The organism is Streptomyces gobitricini (genome assembly GCF_039532985.1).
GTDB classification, from domain to species: domain Bacteria; phylum Actinomycetota; class Actinomycetes; order Streptomycetales; family Streptomycetaceae; genus Streptomyces; species Streptomyces gobitricini.
In genome coordinates, this window is the sequence record NZ_BAAASR010000021.1 from 130319 (window position 1) to 149064 (window position 18746).

Below are 18746 nucleotides of genomic sequence, written 5' to 3' on the forward strand. Positions count from 1 at the left end.
CAAACTCTCGCTGAACATTCAGCACGCACGTCGCAGCAGTAGCTCCACCGGCTCGATCAGCTCCAACGCCCCGCGCCAGCAAGGCCGCGGGGCGTCTCGCACGTTCCGTCCCATCCCCGTACGGAATCCGGAGCCCCCACATGAAACTCTCCGCGCACCACCGCATACCCAGACGCACCGCCACGACCGCCGTGACCGCCGCGCTCGCCCTGGCCGGCCTCCTGGGCACCGCCGCACCGGCAGCCACCGCATCCACCGCCGCCGCCACCGCCGCACCGGCAGCCGCCTCGCCCACCACCGCGGCGGCGCTCGCCGCACCCGACATCCCCCTCGCCAACGTCAAGGGGCACCTCACCCAGTTCCAGTCCATAGCCGGCAGCAACGGCGGCAACCGCGCCCACGGCAGGCCCGGTTACAAGGCGTCGATCGACTACGTGAAGGCCAAGCTCGACGCCGCCGGGTTCATCACCACCGTCCAGCAGTTCACGTACAACGGCACCACCGGCTACAACCTGATCGCCGACTGGCCCGGCGGCGACACCAACCGGGTGATCATGGCCGGCGCCCACCTCGACTCCGTCTCCTCCGGCGCCGGCATCAACGACAACGGGTCCGGCTCGGCCGCCGTACTGGAGACCGCGCTCGCCGTCTCCCGCGCCCAGCTCAAGCCCGCCAAGCACCTGCGCTTCGGGTGGTGGGGCGCGGAGGAGCTCGGCCTGGTCGGCTCGAAGTACTACGTCAACAACCTTCCCGCCACCGAGCGCGCCAAGGTGTCCGGGTACCTGAACTTCGACATGATCGGCTCGCCGAACCCCGGCTACTTCGTCTACGACGACGACCCGGCCATCGAGAAGACCTTCAAGGACTACTTCGCGGGCCTCGGCGTCCCGACCGAGATCGAGACGGAGGGCGACGGCCGCTCCGACCACGCCTCGTTCAAGAACGTCGGCATCCCGGTCGGCGGCCTGTTCACCGGCGCGAGCCGTACGAAGACCAGCGCCCAGGCGCAGAAGTGGGGCGGCACGGCCGGCCAGGCCTTCGACCGCTGCTACCACTCCTCGTGCGACACCACGTCCAACATCAACGACACCGCCCTCGACCGGAACAGCGACGCGGTCGCGCACGCCATCTGGACGCTGTCGGCCGGTACGACCGAACCCCCGACCGGCGACACGTTCGAGAACACCGCCGACGTGGCGATCCCGGACAACGGCACGGCCGTGACCTCCACGGTCACCGTCTCCGGTCGCACCGGCAACGCGCCGGCCGCGCTGAAGGTGGGCGTCGACATCATCCACACGTGGCGCGGCGACCTGGTCGTGGACCTTCTCGCACCCGACGGCACGGCGTACCGCCTGAAGAACTCCAGCGGCAACGACTCGGCCGACAACGTCCAGACCACCTACACGGTCGACGCGTCGAGCGAGGCGGCGAACGGAGCATGGAGGCTGCGCGTCCAGGACGTGGCGGCCCAGGACACGGGATACATCAACGCGTTCCGCCTCACGTTCTGACAACCGGCGCCCCGGCGGCCGGCGGCACGCCTCCCGCACCGACCGCGCCGCCGCACCAACCGCACGTCCGCCGTGAACCGGCGCCCCGCTCGGAGACCGGCAGAGCCGCTCCGAGCGGGGCGCCCCCAAGCACCCGGGCGTGTCCAAGCACCCAAGCGCCCGCGCGCCCACCGCCCGGGCACCGGCCGCTACTTGTCGCCGTTCGCCGCGTCGACCAGCGCCTCGGGGGTGACGGCGCCCACGTAGACCTTGCCGTCGTCGGTCATCAGGGCGTTGACCAGACGGGTCTTGAACACCGTGCCGGAGCCGAACTTCCCGGTCACCTTGTCGCCGAGCGCGTCCAGGAACCGCTGCGCCTCCGCCGGGGCGTCCTCCGGCAGGTCGGACGGGACACCTCCGGCCGGGCCGGACAGCCGGGCGATGGAGGTCCAGCCCTCGCCGATGACGTTCAGGTCCTCGTGACCCGCGGGCCCTTCCGGAGCACCCTTGGGGGCGCCCTTCGGGGTCGCCTCGGGAGCGGCGTGCTCCTCTCCCGGAGCCGGCTCCTCGATCACCTTCGCGCCCTTGGGCGGGGTGAAGTCGAACGTCGACGCGGCCGGCCTGGCGAAGTCCACCTTCGTGAACCCCGCGTCGATCGCGGCCTTGCCGCCGCCGCTCGGGGTGAGGGTGAACTTCAGCGGCACGCCGTTGCCCGCGTCCACCGCGACCTTGATCGAGCCGACCGTCGAACCGCTCTGCTTCGGCTTGATCACCAGCTGGTACGCGTCGCGTCCGGCGATGCGCGCCGTTCCGTCGACCGTCACGGACGTCGTGGCGTCGACGGCCTTCAGCGCCTCGTCCACGAGGGCCTTCGGGGTGGCCGGGCCGGCCGGCAGCCCGGGCTCGGTGTCGTCCCCGGCCGCCGGTCCCGCCCCGGTCGAGTGCACCGCCTCCTTGGAGGCGCCGTCGTACGCCCACACGTCGGCGCCGTTGCGCACCAGGCTGTACTCGGCGGAGGCGTCGTCCACGACGGTCAGCCGCTGTTTGTCCGGGCCGTCCGCCGCCACGCGCAGGGTGTGCGTGCCCGAGGCCAGCTCCATCAGCTTGCCGAGGCCCTCACCGCCCCCCGCGCCGCCGCCCCCGAGGTCGCCCCCGAGGCCGGCCAGCGACGGCAGCCCCAGGTCCGTCGTCACCTTCACCGTGCCGGACAGCTGCTGCACGTCCGACGCGGCGATCCTCTCCACCAGTTGCTGTGCCGTGATCTCCGGCAGTTCGGGGTCCCCGGATGCCGCGAGCGCCGGGACGAGCCCGATCGTCGCCGCCGCCACCCCCGCCACCGCGACCGGAACCGCGTACCGCGCCGTCCTGCGGCGTCCGGCGCTGTCGTTCGGTGCCATGTGTGCCTACCTCCGTGGTCAGCGATCCTTCTGTATCCATCTGACCAAGGCGGCGCCCCCGGGGCGTCAGCCCGCAGGCTCAACTTCCGTACTGCTCAGGGATGACAGGAACCCCGAGACGGCTACCCCGCGCGGTGCACCACCAGGTCGCACAGCTCCTCCAGCGCGGCCTTCGCGTAGCAGTCCCGCAGCGGCCCCAGCGTCGCCCGCGCCTCCTGGGCGTACCGGACGGTGTCCCGCCGCGCCTGCTCCAGCGCCGGGTGGACGCGCAGCCGCCGCAGGGCCTCCGCGTGCCGGGCGTCGTCCGTCAGGTCGCCGTCCAGCAGCGCGACCAGCTCCAGGTCCTCCGCCCCGCCACCCGAGGCCGCCTGTGCCCGCAGGCGCAGCACCGGCAGCGTGGGGATGCCCTCCCGCAGGTCGGTGCCCGGCGTCTTGCCCGACTCGTGGGAGTCGGAGGCGATGTCCAGGACGTCGTCGGCGAGCTGGAAGGCGACGCCGAGCCGCTCGCCGTACTGCGTGAGGATGTCCACGACGTGCTCGTCGGCACCCGACATCATGGCGCCGAAGCGGCCCGACACGGCGATCAGCGAGCCGGTCTTGCCCGCGATGACGTCCAGGTAGTGCTCGATCGGGTCGCGCCCGTCGCGCGGGCCGGCCGTTTCGAGGATCTGCCCGGTGACCAGGCGTTCGAAGGCCTCCGCCTGGACGCGTACGGCTTCGGGTCCGAGGTCCGCCAGGATGTGCGAGGCGCGGGCGAAGAGAAAGTCACCCGTCAGGACGGCCACCGAGTTGCCCCAGCGGGCGTTGGCGCTGTCCACCCCACGGCGTACGTCCGCCTCGTCCATCACGTCGTCGTGGTAGAGGGTCGCGAGGTGCGTGAGCTCGACGACGACGGCGGAGGGCACGACGCCCGGCGCGTGGGGGTCGCCGAACTGGGCGGCGAGCATCACCAGCAGCGGACGGAAGCGCTTCCCCCCGGCCCGTACCAGGTGCTGTGCGGCCTCCGTGATGAACGGCACGTCACTCTTGGTGGCATCGAGGAGTCCTGCCTCGACGGCCGCCAATCCGGTCTGGACATCGGCCTCAAGAGCCTGGTCCCGCACGCTCAGCCCGAACGGCCCGACTGCGGTCACGAGGGGGTCTCCTGTCTGGTGACGATCACACGGATTGTCGATGTGTCGCTGGATTCACTCAAGTCAGCGTATCCGGTCCCCTTTCGATCACCGTGGGCGCCTTCCGCCCTCCCCCGGTATGTTCAAGAACAGCTCATATGACCGGGAGCGCTCCCTTTGCCCCACGCTGCCGAGGAAACCCCAGGAACATCGACGAGACGGGTCCCGAGGCCCATGAAGATCCGCACCTCCTTCCCGTACGAAACGGACCACGAGGACGTCCGCATCCCCCTCACGGACGGCACGAGGCTCTACGCCCGCGTCTGGCGCCCCCTCACCGACGAGCCCGTCCCGGTCCTCGTCGAGTACGACCCGTACCGGCTGACCGACTGGACCGCGCCCCGTGACCGGCAGCGCCACCCCTGGTACGCGGGCCACGGCTACGCCTCGGTACGGGTGGACGCACGCGGTCACGGCAACAGTGAGGGGCTGCCCGGCGCCGTGCGCTCCGAGGCGGAAGCCGCCGATCTCGTCGAGGTGATCGAGTGGCTCGCCTCCCGGCCCTGGTGCGCCGGCCGCGTGGGCGTGTTCGGCATCGGCCGGGGCGGCACCACCGCGCTGCGGGCCGCCGCCCTGGCCCCCGGACCCCTCCGGGCGGTCGTCGCCGTCGCCTCTCCCGACGAGCGGTACGGCGCCGACGTCACCCGCCTGGGCGGCTCCGGCCCCGGCGCCGGGGCGCACGCCCGGGCGGCCCGGCTGCTCGCCTTCGCCGCGCGCCCGCCTGACCCGCTGTACGTCGGGGACGCCTGGCGCGACATGTGGCTGGAGCGCCTCGAAGCGCTGGAACCGCCCGCGCACACCCTGCTCGCCCACCGGAGCGGCGACGACCACGGGCGGGACGGCGCCCCCCACCACCGCGACGACGCCCAGGACCCGCACCGCGACGCCCCCGACCCCCACGACGACGCCCCCGAGTCCCACCGCGACGCGCATGACGGCTACGGCGCCCTCCGGTACGACAACATCCGGGCGGCCGTCCTCGCGGTGGGCGGCTGGCACGACCCGTACCGCGACACGGTGCTGCGGCTGGTCGAGCACCTGCCGGACGACCGGGTCCGGGGGATCATCGGGCCCTGGACGCACCGGTACCCGGACCGGGAGGGGCCGGCCGGCACGGCGATCGGCTTCCTCCAGGAGACGCTGCGCTGGTGGGACCACCACCTGAGGGACGAACCGACCGGAGCCATGTCCGAGCCGCTCCTCCGGTCCTGGATGGGCGGGCCGCGCCCCTCGGCCGGCGCCCACCCCGCGCCCGGCACCCAGCCCCACCCCGGCACCCAGCCCGGGCCCCTCCCGCAGCCGCACGTCCCGGCGGAGCCGGAGGTCCACGGCCGCTGGGTCGGCGACGGCGCCTGGCCTTCCCCGAACGTCACGCCGATCACGTACGCCCTCCAGGGCCCGCCCGTCCTCGTCCGCTCCCCGCAGCACACCGGCCTGGACGCGGGCCGCTTCGTCCCCTGCGGTGACGTCGCCGACCTGCCGCCCGACCAGCGCGCCGAGGACGCCCACTCCGCCTGCTTCGACTTCCCGGTCCCCCCGGACGGCGCGCCCGTCGAGATCCTCGGCCGGCCCCGCGTCTCCCTCACCCTGGGCGTGGAGGCCCCCACCGGGCACGTCGTCGCCCGCCTCTGCGACGTCGCGCCGGACGGCTCGTCCGCCCTCGTCACCCGGGGCGCGCTCAGCCTGTCCGACCGGCCCGGCGGCCCGGCGGAGCACGTCTTCGAACTGGACGGCACCGGTCACGCCTTCGCGCCCGGCCACCGGGTCCGGCTCGCGGTCTCCTCCGCGTACTGGCCCTGGGTCTGGCCCGGTCCGCGGGCCGCCGGGTTCACCCTCGACCCCGCGGCCTGCTCCCTGCGGCTCCCCGTCCGCCGCCCGACCACCGACGCCGTCGCCTTCGAGGAGCCGGAACAGGCCGAGCCCCTCGGCGTCACCGTCCCCACCGCCCTGGACGACACCGAAACCCGCCGCCCCGCGCGCCTGATCGTCCGGGACGTCGCCAAGGGCGAATGGCGCCTGGAGGAGAACCCCCGCCAGGACGGCGCGCGCGCCTATCCGGACGGCCTGGAGATCACCGAGGACACCGTGGAGACCCGCGTCATCACCGAACGGGACCCCCTCTCCGCCCGCGCCCGCTCCGAGTGGAGGATCCGGCTGCACCGCCCCGACATCCCCTGGAACGTCACCGTCGACACCCGCTCCGAGATCACCTGCGACGCCACGCACTTCCTCACCACCGACGAGGTGATCTGCACGGAGGGCACCGAGGTCCTCTTCCATCACACCTGGGAGAAGCGCGTCGCCCGCGAGCCGGGCTGATCTAACGTGTCCCCCACACACGTGGAAAGCGAGGCAAGCACCGATGCCCGAGCAGAGCCCGCTCGACCTGGCCGAAGGCGATCCCTTCGGCCCGCACAACCTCCCGTACGGCGTCTTCACCACCGCCGACGAACCCGGCCGCCGCCGGCTCGGCGTCCGCATCGGCGACCACGTCCTGGACGCGGGTGCGGCGGCGCACGCGCTGGGCTCGCCGTACGCGGCACTGCTGGCCCAGCCGAGCCTGAACCCGCTGCTCGCCGCCGGCCGTACCGCCTGGCGCGACGTCCGCCGCGCCCTCACCGCCTGGGTGACCGTCCCGGCGCACCGCCCCGACATAGAGCCACTGCTGCACCCGCTCGGCGACGTCACCCTGCACCTGCCGTACGAGGTCGCGGACTACGTCGACTTCTACGCCTCCGAGCACCACGCCACCAACGTCGGCAAGATCTTCCGTCCGGACGGGGAGCCCCTCACCCCGAACTGGAAGCACCTGCCGATCGGCTACCACGGCCGCTCCGGCACGGTCGTCGTCTCCGGCACCGACATCACGCGCCCCGCCGGGCAGCGCAAGGCACCCACGGACCCCGCCCCCGTCTTCGGGCCGTCCGTCAAGCTCGACATCGAGGCGGAGGTCGGCTTCCTCGTCGGCACTCCCTCCGAGCTCGGCCGGCCCGTGCCCCTCGCCTCCTTCCGCGACCACGTCTTCGGCCTGACGCTGCTCAACGACTGGTCGGCGCGCGACATCCAGGCGTGGGAGTACGTCCCCCTCGGCCCCTTCCTGGGCAAGTCCTTCGCGACCTCCGTGTCGGCCTGGGTGACCCCGCTGGAGGCCCTGGACGCCGCCCGGGTGGCGCCGCCCACCCGCGACTTCCCGCTCCTGCCGTACCTGGACGACAGCTCCGACGAGGAGCCGGGCGGCTTCGACCTGCACATCACGGTGCGCGTCAACGGCGAGACGGTCTCCGAGCCGCCCTTCTCGACCATGTACTGGACGGCCGCCCAGCAGCTGGCGCACATGACGGTCAACGGCGCCTCCCTCCGTACCGGCGACCTCTTCGGCTCCGGCACGGTCAGCGGCCCGGAGGTCCACCAGCGCGGCTCGCTGCTGGAGCTCACCTGGAACGGTCAGGAGCCGCTGGAACTGTCCACCGGCAAGCGGACCTTCCTGGAGGACGGCGACGAGGTCACCCTCACGGCCTGGGCGCCTGGCCCGGACGGCACGAAGGTCGGCCTCGGCGAGGTCAGCGGCCGGATCACCCCCGCGCACTGACCCGCCCGACGGCGGGCGGGGCCGCGGGCGGACCCAACCGGCGCCGGAGGGGGACCGGGGCGCGAGCGCCCGCCCGGGCGCGGGCGGCGCCAGGGCGGGCGCCCCGCCCCTCCCCCGCCCGCGTCCTCGCCCCCCGCCCTCCGTCAGCCGATCGGCCCGCCCGGTGTGCGAGGCCCTGCCTGCGACCGCAGGCTGGCGAGTGGGCCCTGGGGGGAGCCCCGGCCCTGGCCCCCACCCCCTGGAGCAGCAGCATGCGTCGCCGCCCACTCGTGTCCGCGCTCGCCCTCACCGCCCTCACCGCCCTCACCCTGGGCGCGGCGGCGCCGCCCGCCGACGACGACGACGTCCGCGCCGACCTGCTGACGGCGTACCGCGCGACGGTGACGTACCACTCGGTGGAGCGTGCCCTCGCGGACGGGTACAAGCCCATGCGTGGCTGTGTCGCCAGGCCCGAGGGCGGTATGGGCTACCACTACGTCAACCCGGCCCTCAACAACTCCACCGACCCGGCAAGGCCTTCCGCGTTGATGTACGAGGAGACGGAGAGGGGCAAGCGGCTGGTCGGCATCGAGTTCTTCGTCGAGGACCGCGACCAGGACGTCACCACGGACGACGACCGCCCGACGATGTTCGGGCAGCCGTTCCTCGGCCCGACGCCCGGTGTCGAGGCGGGCGTACCGGTCCACTACGACCTGCACGTCTGGCTCTACAAGCAGAACCCCAAGGGGATGTTCACCGAGTGGAACCCGCGGGTGCGCTGCCCGGGGAGCGCGGCCTGACCGGTCGGCCCGGGGCCCGGCCGGTCAGCCGGCCCGCCACAGGGCCGGCGCGCGCGGCGGCTCCCAGCCCGGCTGTGCCGTGTGGCTCTGGAGGCAGCCGTACACCGCTCCCCCGTAGGTGACGCGGTCGCCGGTCCGGTACGTGGTGCCCGCCGCCCAGGTGGACCCGCCGGGCGGCGGGGTGGGGCCGGGCCCCGGGGGCTGCGGCACGTCCAGGACGAAGTCGAACGCCGCCTCCCTGCCGCCGCCCGCGTCCCGCACCGTCATCAGCAGCCGGGGGTCGAACAGCGGGTCGGTGTTGTTGCGGGGCTCTCCGGGGAAGTAGAGCTGCGTCGTCAGCACCGGGCGGCCGGGCGCCTGGACCTTGACATGCAGATGCCTGGTCCGGCCCGGGTACAGCCCCGGCACGATGGTGCTCAGGGTGAACGCGCCTCCCTCGCCGGTGAACTGGTGGCCACGGAAGCGGAAGCCCGTGTTGTCGTAGGCCCCGTTGACGTCGGCCTGCCAGAAGTCCAGCAGCACGCCGCTCAGCGGACGGCAGGCGAGCCCGAAGACATAGCCGGTGACGGTGAGGCGCACTCCGGGGGTGTCCGGCTCCAGCAGCGAGGTGCGCCGGGGGGAGTTCGGCTTGAAGTAGGGGCCCTCCATCTGCGGCGGGGTGGGGTCGTCCCCGTCGTCACAGGAAGGGGTGAGCGGAGGCGCGGTGCCGTTCGCCGTGCCGTTCGCGGTGACCGTACGGGCCAGCGCCGGCACGCCCATCAGCGCGGCGGGCGTGGTGACGCCGGCGGCGAGCGCGGCGCGCAGCACGGCCTTTCGGCTGGGGTGTCCGTCCATGCCTGCTCCTCATGAGGGGGCGTCGGGGATCGGCACCGAACCTACGCAGCCGGTTCCGGGCGGGCGATGGACTCGATCCGGTGGTCGTGGTGAATACCGCCGCCGCCGTGCGTCTCGCCGCCCCTCCGGAACGCGCCGGGGCTGAGCCCGGTCTCCCGCCGGAAGAAACGGCAGAAGTACGCCGGGTCGGCGAACCCGGCGCGCGCCGCGACCTGGCGGACCGTCAGATCGGTGTGTGCCAGCAGCCGCTTCGCCTCGTGGGCGCGGGCTTCCCGGACCAGTTGGCCGGGGGTCCGGCCGGTGGCCGCCTTGACGGCCTCGGTGAGGTAGCCGGTCGTGACGCCGATCCGCTCGGCACAGGCGCGTACCGACCAGAGGTCCGGATCGGTACGGGCGAGGAGCCGGGCGAACGCGTCCGCGACCGCTCCGGGCCGGGTGGCCGGACCGGACGGTACGGCGGCGGTGATGGTGGTCACGGGGGCGGGCAGCCGGGCCGTACGTACGACGAGGATGTGCAGCAGGGCGCGCAGGACGCTCTCGAACCCCTCGGCACCACGCCGGTACTCCTCGTGGAGCTCGGCCACCAGACGGCCGGTCCGCTCGTGGTCGTGCTCGTCGAGCGTCAGCCAGGGGTGTCCGGCCAGGCCCCGCAGCACGTCCCGGTCACCGGGGTGGTCGAGCAGGAAGTCCTCGGTGAACAGCACCACGGACCCGTCGAGGCCCGCCGCGTTCTCCCAGTGGTGGACCTGGCCCGGCGCGATGACGCACAGGTGGGGCGGGCGCAGTTCCCACCGGGTCAGGTCCAGCACGTGCGTGCCCGTCCCGGCGGTGACGTGGACGATCTCGTAGAAGGTGTGCCGGTGCGGGAAGGCGGCGCGTGACATCGGGCCGATGGTGTCGAAGGTGCCGATCGCGAACGGCAGGGCGTTGGGCATGGGCACTTCGAGGCGGTGCATGGGCAGCACGCCTGCTACGGGTGCGGCGCAGGGTGTGCCGGGTAAGACGGTGGTGCCGCGCATCTCCTGTTCCCCTTCCTGGAGGTCCAGACCAATCTCCCGGGGTCACGATGGCACGCGCACGCAGGGCCCGGCACCCCGTACGGGATGCCGGGCCCTGCGAGGCTCGCCTCCCGGCGGGCCTTCCAGTGGGTCAGCGGACGAAGACGCCGGCCTGTCCGGCCAGTTCGAGGAAGTACTGCGGCGCCACGCCCAGCGCGAGGGTGACCGCCACTCCCACGGCGATCGTCGTCATCGTCAGCGGTGACGGCACGGCGACCGTCGGGCCCTCCGGCTTCGGCTCGCTGAAGAACATCAGCACGATGACCCGGACGTAGAAGAACGCGGCGATCGCCGACGAGATGACACCGACGACCACCAGTGTCCCCGCGCCGCCCTCCGCCGCCGCCTTGAAGACGGCGAACTTGCCCGAGAACCCCGAGGTCAGCGGGATACCGGCGAAGGCCAGCAGGAACACCGCGAAGACGGCCGCGACGAGGGGCGAGCGCCGCCCCAGCCCTGCCCACTTGGAGAGGTGGGTCGCCTCGCCGCCGGCGTCCCGCACCAGGGTGACGACGGCGAAGGCCCCCACCGTCACGAACGAGTAGGCGCCCAGGTAGAAGAGGACGGACGACACCCCGTCGGGCGTGGCCGCGATGACACCGGCGAGGATGAAGCCCGCGTGGGCGATCGACGAGTACGCGAGCAGCCGCTTGATGTCGGTCTGGGTGATGGCGACGATCGCGCCGGCGAGCATGGTGACGATGGCGACGCCCCACATGACGGGCCGCCAGTCCCAGCGCAGTCCGGGAAGCACCACGTACAGCAGCCTCAGCAGCGCGCCGAACGCCGCGACCTTCGTGGCGGCCGCCATGAAGCCGGTGACCGGCGTCGGGGCTCCCTGGTAGACGTCCGGGGTCCACATGTGGAACGGCACCGCGCCGACCTTGAACAGCAGGCCCATCAGCACCATCGCGAAGCCGATGAGCAGCAGCACGTCGTTGCCCATGGTCTGGGCGAGCGCCGGGGTGATGTCGGCGACGGACCCGTCCACCACGTCGGCGATCCGGGCGTACGACACCGAGCCCGCGTACCCGTACAGCAGGGCGATGCCGAACAGCAGGAACGCCGACGAGAAGGCGCCCAGCAGGAAGTACTTCACCGCGGCTTCCTGCGACATCAGCCGCTTGCGGCGGGCCACCGCGCACAGCAGGTACAGCGGCAGGGAGAAGACCTCCAGCGCGATGAACAGCGTCAGCAGGTCGTTGGCCGCCGGGAAGACGAGCATCCCGCCCACGGCGAACAGCACCAGCGGGAAGACCTCGGTCGTGGTGAACCCCGCCTTGACGGCGGCCTTCTCGTGGTCGCTGCCCGGTACGGCGGCGGCCTCGGCCGCGAAGGAGTCGACCCGGTGCCCGTGATGGGCGGGGTCGAGCCGTCGCTCCGCGAAGGTGAACACGGCGACCAGCGAGGTCAGCAGGATGGTGCCCTGGAGGAACAGGGCCGGTCCGTCGACCGCGATCGCGCCCATGGCGACGATGCCGGCCTTGGTCGTGGCGTGGCCGCCGACCGCCAGGGCGACGACGGCCGCGAAGGCGGCGGCCAGTGCCACGACGGTCAGGAACACCTGCGCGTAGTAGCGGGCGCGGCGCGGTACGACGGCCTCCAGCAGCACGCCCACCACCGCGGCGCCCACCACGATCAGCACGGGTGCCAGCTGGGCGTACTCGATGGCCGGCGCCCCGATCTTGTCGACGGCGGCCGGTTCGGCTGCCGTCGTCCACAGGCTGTGGACAGCCACTGCGGCTGATGCGCTCACTTGGCCGCCTCCACTTCCGGTCGCGGGTCCTTCTGCTGTACGTCGGACATGGTGTGCCGCACGGCCGGGTCGACGATCTCGGTGAGCGGCTTGGGGTAGACGCCAAGGAAGAGCAGCAGGGCGATCAGCGGAGTGATCACGGCCAGCTCACGCGCCTTGAGGTCGGGCATGGCCCGCACCTCCTCCTTCACCGGACCGGTCATCGTCCGCTGGTAGAGCACCAGCGTGTAGAGCGCGGCCAGCACGATGCCGAAGGTCGCGATGACGCCCGCCACCGGATAGCGGGCGAAGGTGCCCACCAGGACCAGGAACTCGGAGACGAACGGCGCGAGGCCGGGCAGCGACAGCGTGGCCAGGCCGCCCACCAGGAACGTCCCGGCGAGCACCGGCGCCACCTTCTGCACCCCGCCGTAGTCGGCGATGAGCCGCGATCCGCGGCGCGTGATCAGGAACCCGGCCACCAGCATCAGCGCGGCCGTCGAGATGCCGTGGTTGACCATGTACAGCGTCGCCCCGGACTGGCCCTGGCTGGTCATCGCGAAGATGCCCATGATGATGAAGCCGAAGTGGGAGATCGACGCGTACGCGATCAGGCGCTTGATGTCGCGCTGGCCGACCGCGAGCAGCGCCCCGTAGACGATGCTGATCAGCGCCAGCACGATGATCGCGGGCGTGGCCCACTTCGACGCCTCCGGGAAGAGCTGGAGGCAGTAACGGAGCATCGCGAAGGTGCCGACCTTGTCGACGACCGCCGTGATCAGCACCGCCACCGGCGCGGTGGCCTCACCCATCGCGTTGGGCAGCCAGGTGTGCAGCGGCCACAGCGGGGCCTTCACCGCGAAGGCGAGGAAGAACCCGAGGAACAGCAGCCGCTCGGTGTTGGCCGCCATCTCGAGCTCGCCGCTCGCCCGCGCCGCGGCGATCTCCGTGAGGGAGAAGTTGCCGGCGACGACGTACAGCCCGATGACGGCGGCCAGCATGATGAGCCCGCCGGCCAGGTTGTAGAGCAGGAACTTGACCGCGGCGTACGAGCGCTGGGCCGCCGCGTTGTCGTCGGTGCCCGTGTGGGCCCGGTCCCCGAAGCCGCCGATGAGGAAGTACATCGGGATGAGCATGGCTTCGAAGAGGATGTAGAAGAGGAAGACGTCGGTGGCGGCGAAGGAGAGGATCACCATCGCCTCGACCATCAGGATCAGGGCGAAGAAGCCCTGGGTCGGCCGCCACCGCTTCGACTGGGTCTCCAGGGGGTCGGCGTCGTGCCAGCCGGCCAGGACGATGAACGGGATCAGCAGTGCGGTGAGCGCGATGAGCGCCACCCCGATGCCGTCCACGCCCAGTTCGTACCGCACGCCGAAGTCCTTGATCCAGGCGTGGGACTCGGTGAGCTGGTAGCGCTCGCCGCCCGGTTCGAACCGGACGACCACGAGCGCGGCCAGGACCAGCGTGCCCAGGGAGACCAGCAGCGCCAGCCACTTGGCGGCCGTGCGGCGCGCGGCCGGGACGGCGGCGGTGAGGATCGCGCCGGCGGCCGGCAGGACCGCCGTCACCGTCAGGAGGGGGAACGACATCGTGGTCACACCCCCCTCATCAGCAGGGTCGCGGCGATCAGCACCGCCGTACCTCCGAACATCGAGACCGCGTAGGAGCGGGCGAAGCCGTTCTGCAGCTTGCGCAGCCGGCCGGACAGTCCGCCGACCGAGGCGGCGGTTCCGTTGACCACCCCGTCGACCAGGGTGTGGTCCATGTACACCAGCGAGCGGGTGAGGTGCTCGCCGCCGCGGACCAGGACGACGTGGTTGAAGTCGTCCTGGAGCAGATCGCGCCGGGCGGCGCGGGTGAGCAGCGAACCGCGCGGGGCGACGACCGGGACGGGCCGGCGGCCGTACTGCGCGTACGCGATGCCGACGCCGGTCAGCAGGACGACGACCGTGGAGGCGGTGACCGCGCCCGCGCTGATGGGCGGGTGCCCGTGCTCGAACGCGGTGACCGGCTCGAGCCAGTTGACAAAGGCGCTGTTGAACGAGAAGAGCCCGCCCGCGAAGACGGATCCGAACGCCAGCAGGATCATCGGAATCGTCATGGACTTCGGCGACTCGTGCGGGTGCGGCATCCGGCCCGCGTGGTCCTCGGCGGCCGGTTCGGCGCTGGGCACCGCGCCGGCGTCGGGGGCCGGCTGCCAGCGCTTCTCACCGAAGAACGTCATGATCATCACGCGGGTCATGTAGTACGCGGTGATGCCCGCGCCCAGCAGGGTGACCGCGCCGAGGATCCAGCCCTCCGTGCCGCCCTTGGCGAAGGCCGCCTCGATGATCTTGTCCTTGGACCAGAAGCCGGACAGTCCCGGGAAGCCGATGATCGCCAGGTACCCGAGCCCGAAGGTCACGAAGGTCACCGGCATGTACTTCCGCAAGCCCCCGTACTTCCTCATGTCGACCTCGTCGTTCATGCCGTGCATGACCGAACCGGCGCCGAGGAACAGCCCGGCCTTGAAGAAGCCGTGCGTCACCAGGTGCATGATCGCGAAGGCGTACCCGATCGGGCCGAGCCCGGCCGCCAGGATCATGTAGCCGATCTGCGACATCGTCGAACCGGCCAGCGCCTTCTTGATGTCGTCCTTGGCACAACCGACGACGGCACCGAACAGGAGCGTGACCGCGCCCACCACCACGACCGCCAGCTGCGCGTCCGGGGCGGCGTTGAAGATCGCACCCGACCTGGTGATCAGGTAGACGCCGGCGGTCACCATCGTGGCCGCGTGGATCAGGGCCGAGACCGGGGTCGGGCCCTCCATCGCGTCACCGAGCCAGGACTGGAGCGGCACCTGCGCGGACTTGCCGCACGCGGCGAGCAGCAGCATCAGGCCGATGGCCGTCAGCATGCCCTCGCTCGCCTGCCCCGTCGCCGCGAGCACCGGCCCGAAGGCGAACGTCCCGAAGGTGGTGAACATCAGCATGATGGCGATCGACAGGCCCATGTCGCCGACCCGGTTGACCAGGAAGGCCTTCTTCGCGGCGGTGGCCGCGCTGGGCTTGTGCTGCCAGAAACCGATCAGGAGGTACGAGGCCAGGCCGACGCCCTCCCAGCCGAAGTACAGCAGCAGGTAGTTGTCGGCGAGGACCAGCAGCAGCATCGCCGAGAGGAACAGGTTCAGGTAACCGAAGAAGCGGCGCCTGCGCTCGTCGTGCTCCATGTACCCGATCGAGTACACATGGATGAGTGTGCCGACACCGGTGATGAGCAGGACGAACGTCATCGACAGCTGGTCGAGCTGGAAGGCGATGTCCGCCCGGAAGCTCTCCACCGGCACCCAGCTGAACAGGTGCTGGTGCAGCGCCCGTTCCCCGGTGTCCCTGCCCAGCATGTCGAAGAAGAGCACCGCCCCGATGACGAAGGAGGCGGCGGCGAGCAGGGTGCCGAGCCAGTGCCCGGCCCTGTCCAGCCGCTTCCCGCCGCAGAGCAGGACGGCCGCTCCCAGCAGGGGCGCCGCGACGAGCAGCGCGATCAGATTCTCCACGATTCAGCCCCTCACAGCTTCATCAGGCTGGCGTCGTCGACCGAGGCCGAGTGGCGGGAACGGAACAGCGACACGATGATCGCGAGCCCGACCACGACCTCCGCGGCGGCGACGACCATGGTGAAGAAGGCGACGATCTGGCCGTCGAGATTGCCGTGCATCCGGGAGAAGGCGACGAGCGTCAGGTTGCAGGCGTTGAGCATCAGCTCGACGCACATGAAGACGACGATCGCGTTCCGCCGGATCAGCACCCCGGCCGCACCGATGGTGAACAACAGGGCGGCCAGGTACAGGTAGTTGACCGGATTCACTGCGCGTTCTCCTCCTTACGGCCCTGGGGCCGGGACGCCTGCGGCTCCGACGGGCCGCGTCCCAGGCGTTCCTCCGCGCGCTGCTCCAGCGCCTTGAGGTCCTCCAGCGCCTGCCGCGACACGTCGCGGACCTGGCCGCGCGCCCGCAGCGTCTGGCTGACGGTGAGTTCGGACGGCGTGCCGTCGGGCAGCAGACCGGCGATGTCCACGGCGTTGTGGCGGGCGTAGACACCGGGCGCCGGCAGCGGCGGCAGGTGCTTCCCCTCCCGTACCCGCTGCTCGGACAGTTCCCGCTGGGTCCGGGCCCGCTCGATGCGCTCCCGGTGCGTCAGCACCATCGCGCCGACGGTGGCGGTGATCAGCAGGGCGCCGGTGATCTCGAAGGCGAAGACGTACGTGGTGAAGATCAGTGCCGCGAGGCCCTCCACATTGCCCCCGGCGTTCGCCGTGCCGAGGCCCTCGAAGGTGTCCAGCGAGGCCCTGCCGAGTCCGGAGACGAGGAGGATGCCGAAGCCCAGCCCGCAGGCGACGGCAAGCCAGCGCTGCCCCTTGATGGTCTCCTTCAGCGAGTCGGCGGCGGTGACGCCGACGAGCATGACGACGAAGAGGAAGAGCATCATGATCGCGCCGGTGTAGACGATGATCTGCACGACGCCCAGGAAGTACGCCCCGTTGGCGAGGTAGAAGACAGCAAGAATGATCATGGTCGCGGCCAGGCTCAGCGCGCTGTGCACGGCCTTCTTCAACAGGATCGTGCCCAGCGCGCCGATGACGGCGATCGTGCCGAGCACCCAGAACTGCACGGCCTCACCGGTGGAGGCCGCGTTGGCGGCGGCGAGCGCGCTCATGTGCCGATCACCTTCTTCGACGCGGGCTCGTCGGGCCCGAAGTCCGACGCGCCCTGCTGCGGCTCACCGGTGTCGGCCGCGGTCTGCGGGGTGGTGCCGGGCGCGGCCTCGGTGACCAGTCCCCGGTAGTAGTCCTGCTCGGTCATGCCCGGGAAGATGGCGTGGGGCGAGTCGACCATGCCCTCCTCCAGCCCCGCGAGGAGCTGCTCCTTGGTGTAGATCAGGTTCTCGCGGGAGCTGTCGGCCAGCTCGAACTCGTTCGTCATCGTCAGCGCCCGGGTCGGGCAGGCCTCGATGCACAGTCCGCACAGGATGCAGCGGGCGTAGTTGATCTGGTAGACGCGGCCGTACCGCTCACCGGGCGAGTAGCGCTCCTCGTCCGTGTTGTCCGCGCCCTCCACGTAGATGGCGTCGGCCGGGCAGGCCCAGGCGCACAGCTCACAGCCGACGCACTTCTCCAGGCCGTCCGGATGGCGGTTGAGCTGGTGCCGCCCGTGGAAGCGCGGCGCCGTCGTCTTCTGCTGCTCCGGGTACTGCTCGGTGAGCCGCTTCTTGAACATGGCCTTGAAGGTCACGCCGAAGCCGGCGACCGGATTCTGGAAGTCGTTCTCAGGCACCGTCAGCCTCCTTTCCGTCACTGTCAGTATTGACCCCACCACTGACAATCAACTCGCCGTCACGGCGCGGCCGTCGTCGGGGCACCGGCGGCAGGGTCTGACCCGGCAGCGGCGGTACGGGGAATCCGCCGGCCATCGGGTCGAACTCGGCGGGCGGCGCGGCTGCCTCCGCCCCCCGCCCGGCCTTCTTGTCGCGGAAGATGTCGACGACGAAGGAGAGGATGAGGACCACGATGACCGCGCCCGCCACGTACAGCACGATCTCCTGGAAGTCGTAGTTCTCGTTGCGCAGCGCCCGCACGGTCGCCACCAGCATCAGCCAGACGACCGACGCGGGGATGAGGACCTTCCAGCCGAGCTTCATCAGCTGGTCGTAGCGGACGCGCGGCAGCGTGCCGCGCAGCCAGATGAAGAAGAAGAGCAGCAGCTGCACCTTGACGACGAACCAGAGCATCGGCCACCAGCCGTGGTTCGCGCCCTCCCAGAAGGCGGAGACCGGGTACGGGGCCCGCCAGCCGCCCAGGAAGAGCGTCACCGACACCGCCGAGACGGTCACCATGTTCACGTACTCGGCGAGCATGAACATCGCGAACTTGATGGAGCTGTACTCCGTGTTGAAGCCGCCGACCAGGTCGCCCTCGGACTCGGGCATGTCGAACGGAGCACGGTTGGTCTCACCGATCATCGTGACGACGTAGATGACGAAGGAGACCGGCAGCAGGATGACGAACCAGCGGTCCGCCTGCGCCTCGACGATCGCCGAGGTCGACATCGACCCGGAGTAGAGGAAGACGGAGGCGAAGGCGGCGCCCATGGCGATCTCGTAGGAGATCATCTGCGCGCACGACCGCAGGCCGCCGAGGAGCGGGTAGGTGGAGCCGGACGACCACCCGGCGAGCACGATGCCGTAGATGCCGACGGAGGCGACCGCGAGGATGTACAGCATCGCGATCGGCAGGTCGGTCAGCTGCATCGTGGTGCGCTGGCCGAAGATCGAGACCTCGTTGCCGGCCGGGCCGAAGGGGATCACCGCGATCGCCATGAACGCGGGGATCGCGGCCACGATCGGGGCCAGGATGTAGACGGCCTTGTCGGCGCGCTTGACGACCACGTCCTCCTTCAGCATCAGCTTGATGCCGTCCGCGAGGGACTGGAGGAGGCCCCAGGGGCCGTGCCGGTTGGGGCCGATACGCAGCTGCATCCAGGCGACGACCTTGCGCTCCCACACGATGGAGAAGAGCACGGTGACCATCAGGAAGGCGAAGCAGAAGACCGCCTTGACCACCACGAGCCACCAGGGGTCGCGGCCGAACATGGACAGGTCCTCCAGCGCGAGGACGCTCTGCGGCTCTGCCGCGAGCTGGACCAGGGCGGTCAT

At 71.5% G+C, this 18746-nt stretch carries 15 protein-coding genes; 4 read left to right on the forward strand and 11 right to left on the reverse strand.

Annotated elements, in window-relative coordinates; translation table 11 throughout:
- The first annotated feature begins 140 nt into the window (after positions 1–140).
- Positions 141–1514 (forward strand): M28 family metallopeptidase, encoded by a 1374-nt coding sequence (locus ABD347_RS20000; RefSeq protein WP_344363188.1) that lies wholly within the window; start codon positions 141–143, stop codon positions 1512–1514.
- 188 nt (positions 1515–1702) lie between these two features.
- Here the strand turns inward: ABD347_RS20000 and ABD347_RS20005 are convergent, their stop codons facing one another.
- Positions 1703–2890: a LolA family protein gene (locus ABD347_RS20005; protein ID WP_344363190.1), complete on the reverse strand. Its 1188-nt coding sequence runs from the start codon at positions 2888–2890 to the stop codon at positions 1703–1705.
- A gap of 122 nt (positions 2891–3012) precedes the next feature.
- Positions 3013–4023: a polyprenyl synthetase family protein gene (locus tag ABD347_RS20010; RefSeq protein ID WP_344363193.1), complete on the reverse strand. Its 1011-nt coding sequence runs from the start codon at positions 4021–4023 to the stop codon at positions 3013–3015.
- 213 nt (positions 4024–4236) lie between these two features.
- Between ABD347_RS20010 and ABD347_RS20015 the strand changes: the two genes are divergently transcribed.
- From ABD347_RS20015 to ABD347_RS20025, 3 genes are all read left to right on the forward strand, one after another.
- Complete coding sequence (locus ABD347_RS20015) at positions 4237–6381, forward strand: CocE/NonD family hydrolase (protein ID WP_344363196.1); 2145 nt, start codon at positions 4237–4239, stop codon at positions 6379–6381.
- 43 nt (positions 6382–6424) lie between these two features.
- Complete coding sequence (fahA, locus tag ABD347_RS20020; RefSeq protein WP_344363199.1) at positions 6425–7651, forward strand: fumarylacetoacetase; 1227 nt, start codon at positions 6425–6427, stop codon at positions 7649–7651.
- Between the two features lie 251 nt (positions 7652–7902).
- Positions 7903–8430, forward strand: coding sequence for a hypothetical protein (locus ABD347_RS20025; RefSeq protein WP_344363201.1), 528 nt, complete (start codon positions 7903–7905; stop codon positions 8428–8430).
- A 24-nt stretch (positions 8431–8454) separates the two neighbouring features.
- On the opposite strand, the gene ABD347_RS20030 is transcribed toward ABD347_RS20025, so the two are convergent.
- The 9 genes from ABD347_RS20030 to nuoH all read right to left on the reverse strand — a co-directional run bounded on the left by ABD347_RS20030 (position 8455) and on the right by nuoH (position 18746).
- Positions 8455–9264: a dioxygenase family protein gene (locus ABD347_RS20030; protein ID WP_344363203.1), complete on the reverse strand. Its 810-nt coding sequence runs from the start codon at positions 9262–9264 to the stop codon at positions 8455–8457.
- Between the two features lie 41 nt (positions 9265–9305).
- Positions 9306–10283 (reverse strand): helix-turn-helix transcriptional regulator, encoded by a 978-nt coding sequence (locus tag ABD347_RS20035; RefSeq protein ID WP_344363205.1) that lies wholly within the window; start codon positions 10281–10283, stop codon positions 9306–9308.
- Positions 10284–10413: 130 nt separating this feature from the next.
- Positions 10414–12078: an NADH-quinone oxidoreductase subunit NuoN gene (gene nuoN / locus ABD347_RS20040; protein ID WP_344363207.1), complete on the reverse strand. Its 1665-nt coding sequence runs from the start codon at positions 12076–12078 to the stop codon at positions 10414–10416.
- A complete protein-coding gene (locus ABD347_RS20045; protein ID WP_344363435.1) occupies positions 12075–13646 on the reverse strand; it encodes an NADH-quinone oxidoreductase subunit M in 1572 nt (523 codons plus the stop codon). The genes nuoN and ABD347_RS20045 overlap by 4 nt, the downstream gene beginning before the upstream one ends.
- A gap of 5 nt (positions 13647–13651) precedes the next feature.
- Positions 13652–15592, reverse strand: coding sequence for an NADH-quinone oxidoreductase subunit L (gene nuoL / locus ABD347_RS20050; protein WP_344363210.1), 1941 nt, complete (start codon positions 15590–15592; stop codon positions 13652–13654).
- 11 nt (positions 15593–15603) lie between these two features.
- Positions 15604–15903, reverse strand: coding sequence for an NADH-quinone oxidoreductase subunit NuoK (nuoK, locus tag ABD347_RS20055; protein WP_344363212.1), 300 nt, complete (start codon positions 15901–15903; stop codon positions 15604–15606).
- Positions 15900–16751 (reverse strand): NADH-quinone oxidoreductase subunit J, encoded by an 852-nt coding sequence (locus ABD347_RS20060; RefSeq protein ID WP_344363214.1) that lies wholly within the window; start codon positions 16749–16751, stop codon positions 15900–15902. The genes nuoK and ABD347_RS20060 overlap by 4 nt, the downstream gene beginning before the upstream one ends.
- Positions 16748–17374, reverse strand: a complete 627-nt coding sequence (gene nuoI, locus ABD347_RS20065) for an NADH-quinone oxidoreductase subunit NuoI (protein ID WP_425575716.1) — start codon at positions 17372–17374, stop codon at positions 16748–16750. The genes ABD347_RS20060 and nuoI overlap by 4 nt, the downstream gene beginning before the upstream one ends.
- Positions 17361–18746, reverse strand: coding sequence for an NADH-quinone oxidoreductase subunit NuoH (gene nuoH, locus ABD347_RS20070; protein ID WP_344363218.1), 1386 nt, complete (start codon positions 18744–18746; stop codon positions 17361–17363). Before nuoH ends, nuoI begins: the two co-directional genes overlap by 14 nt.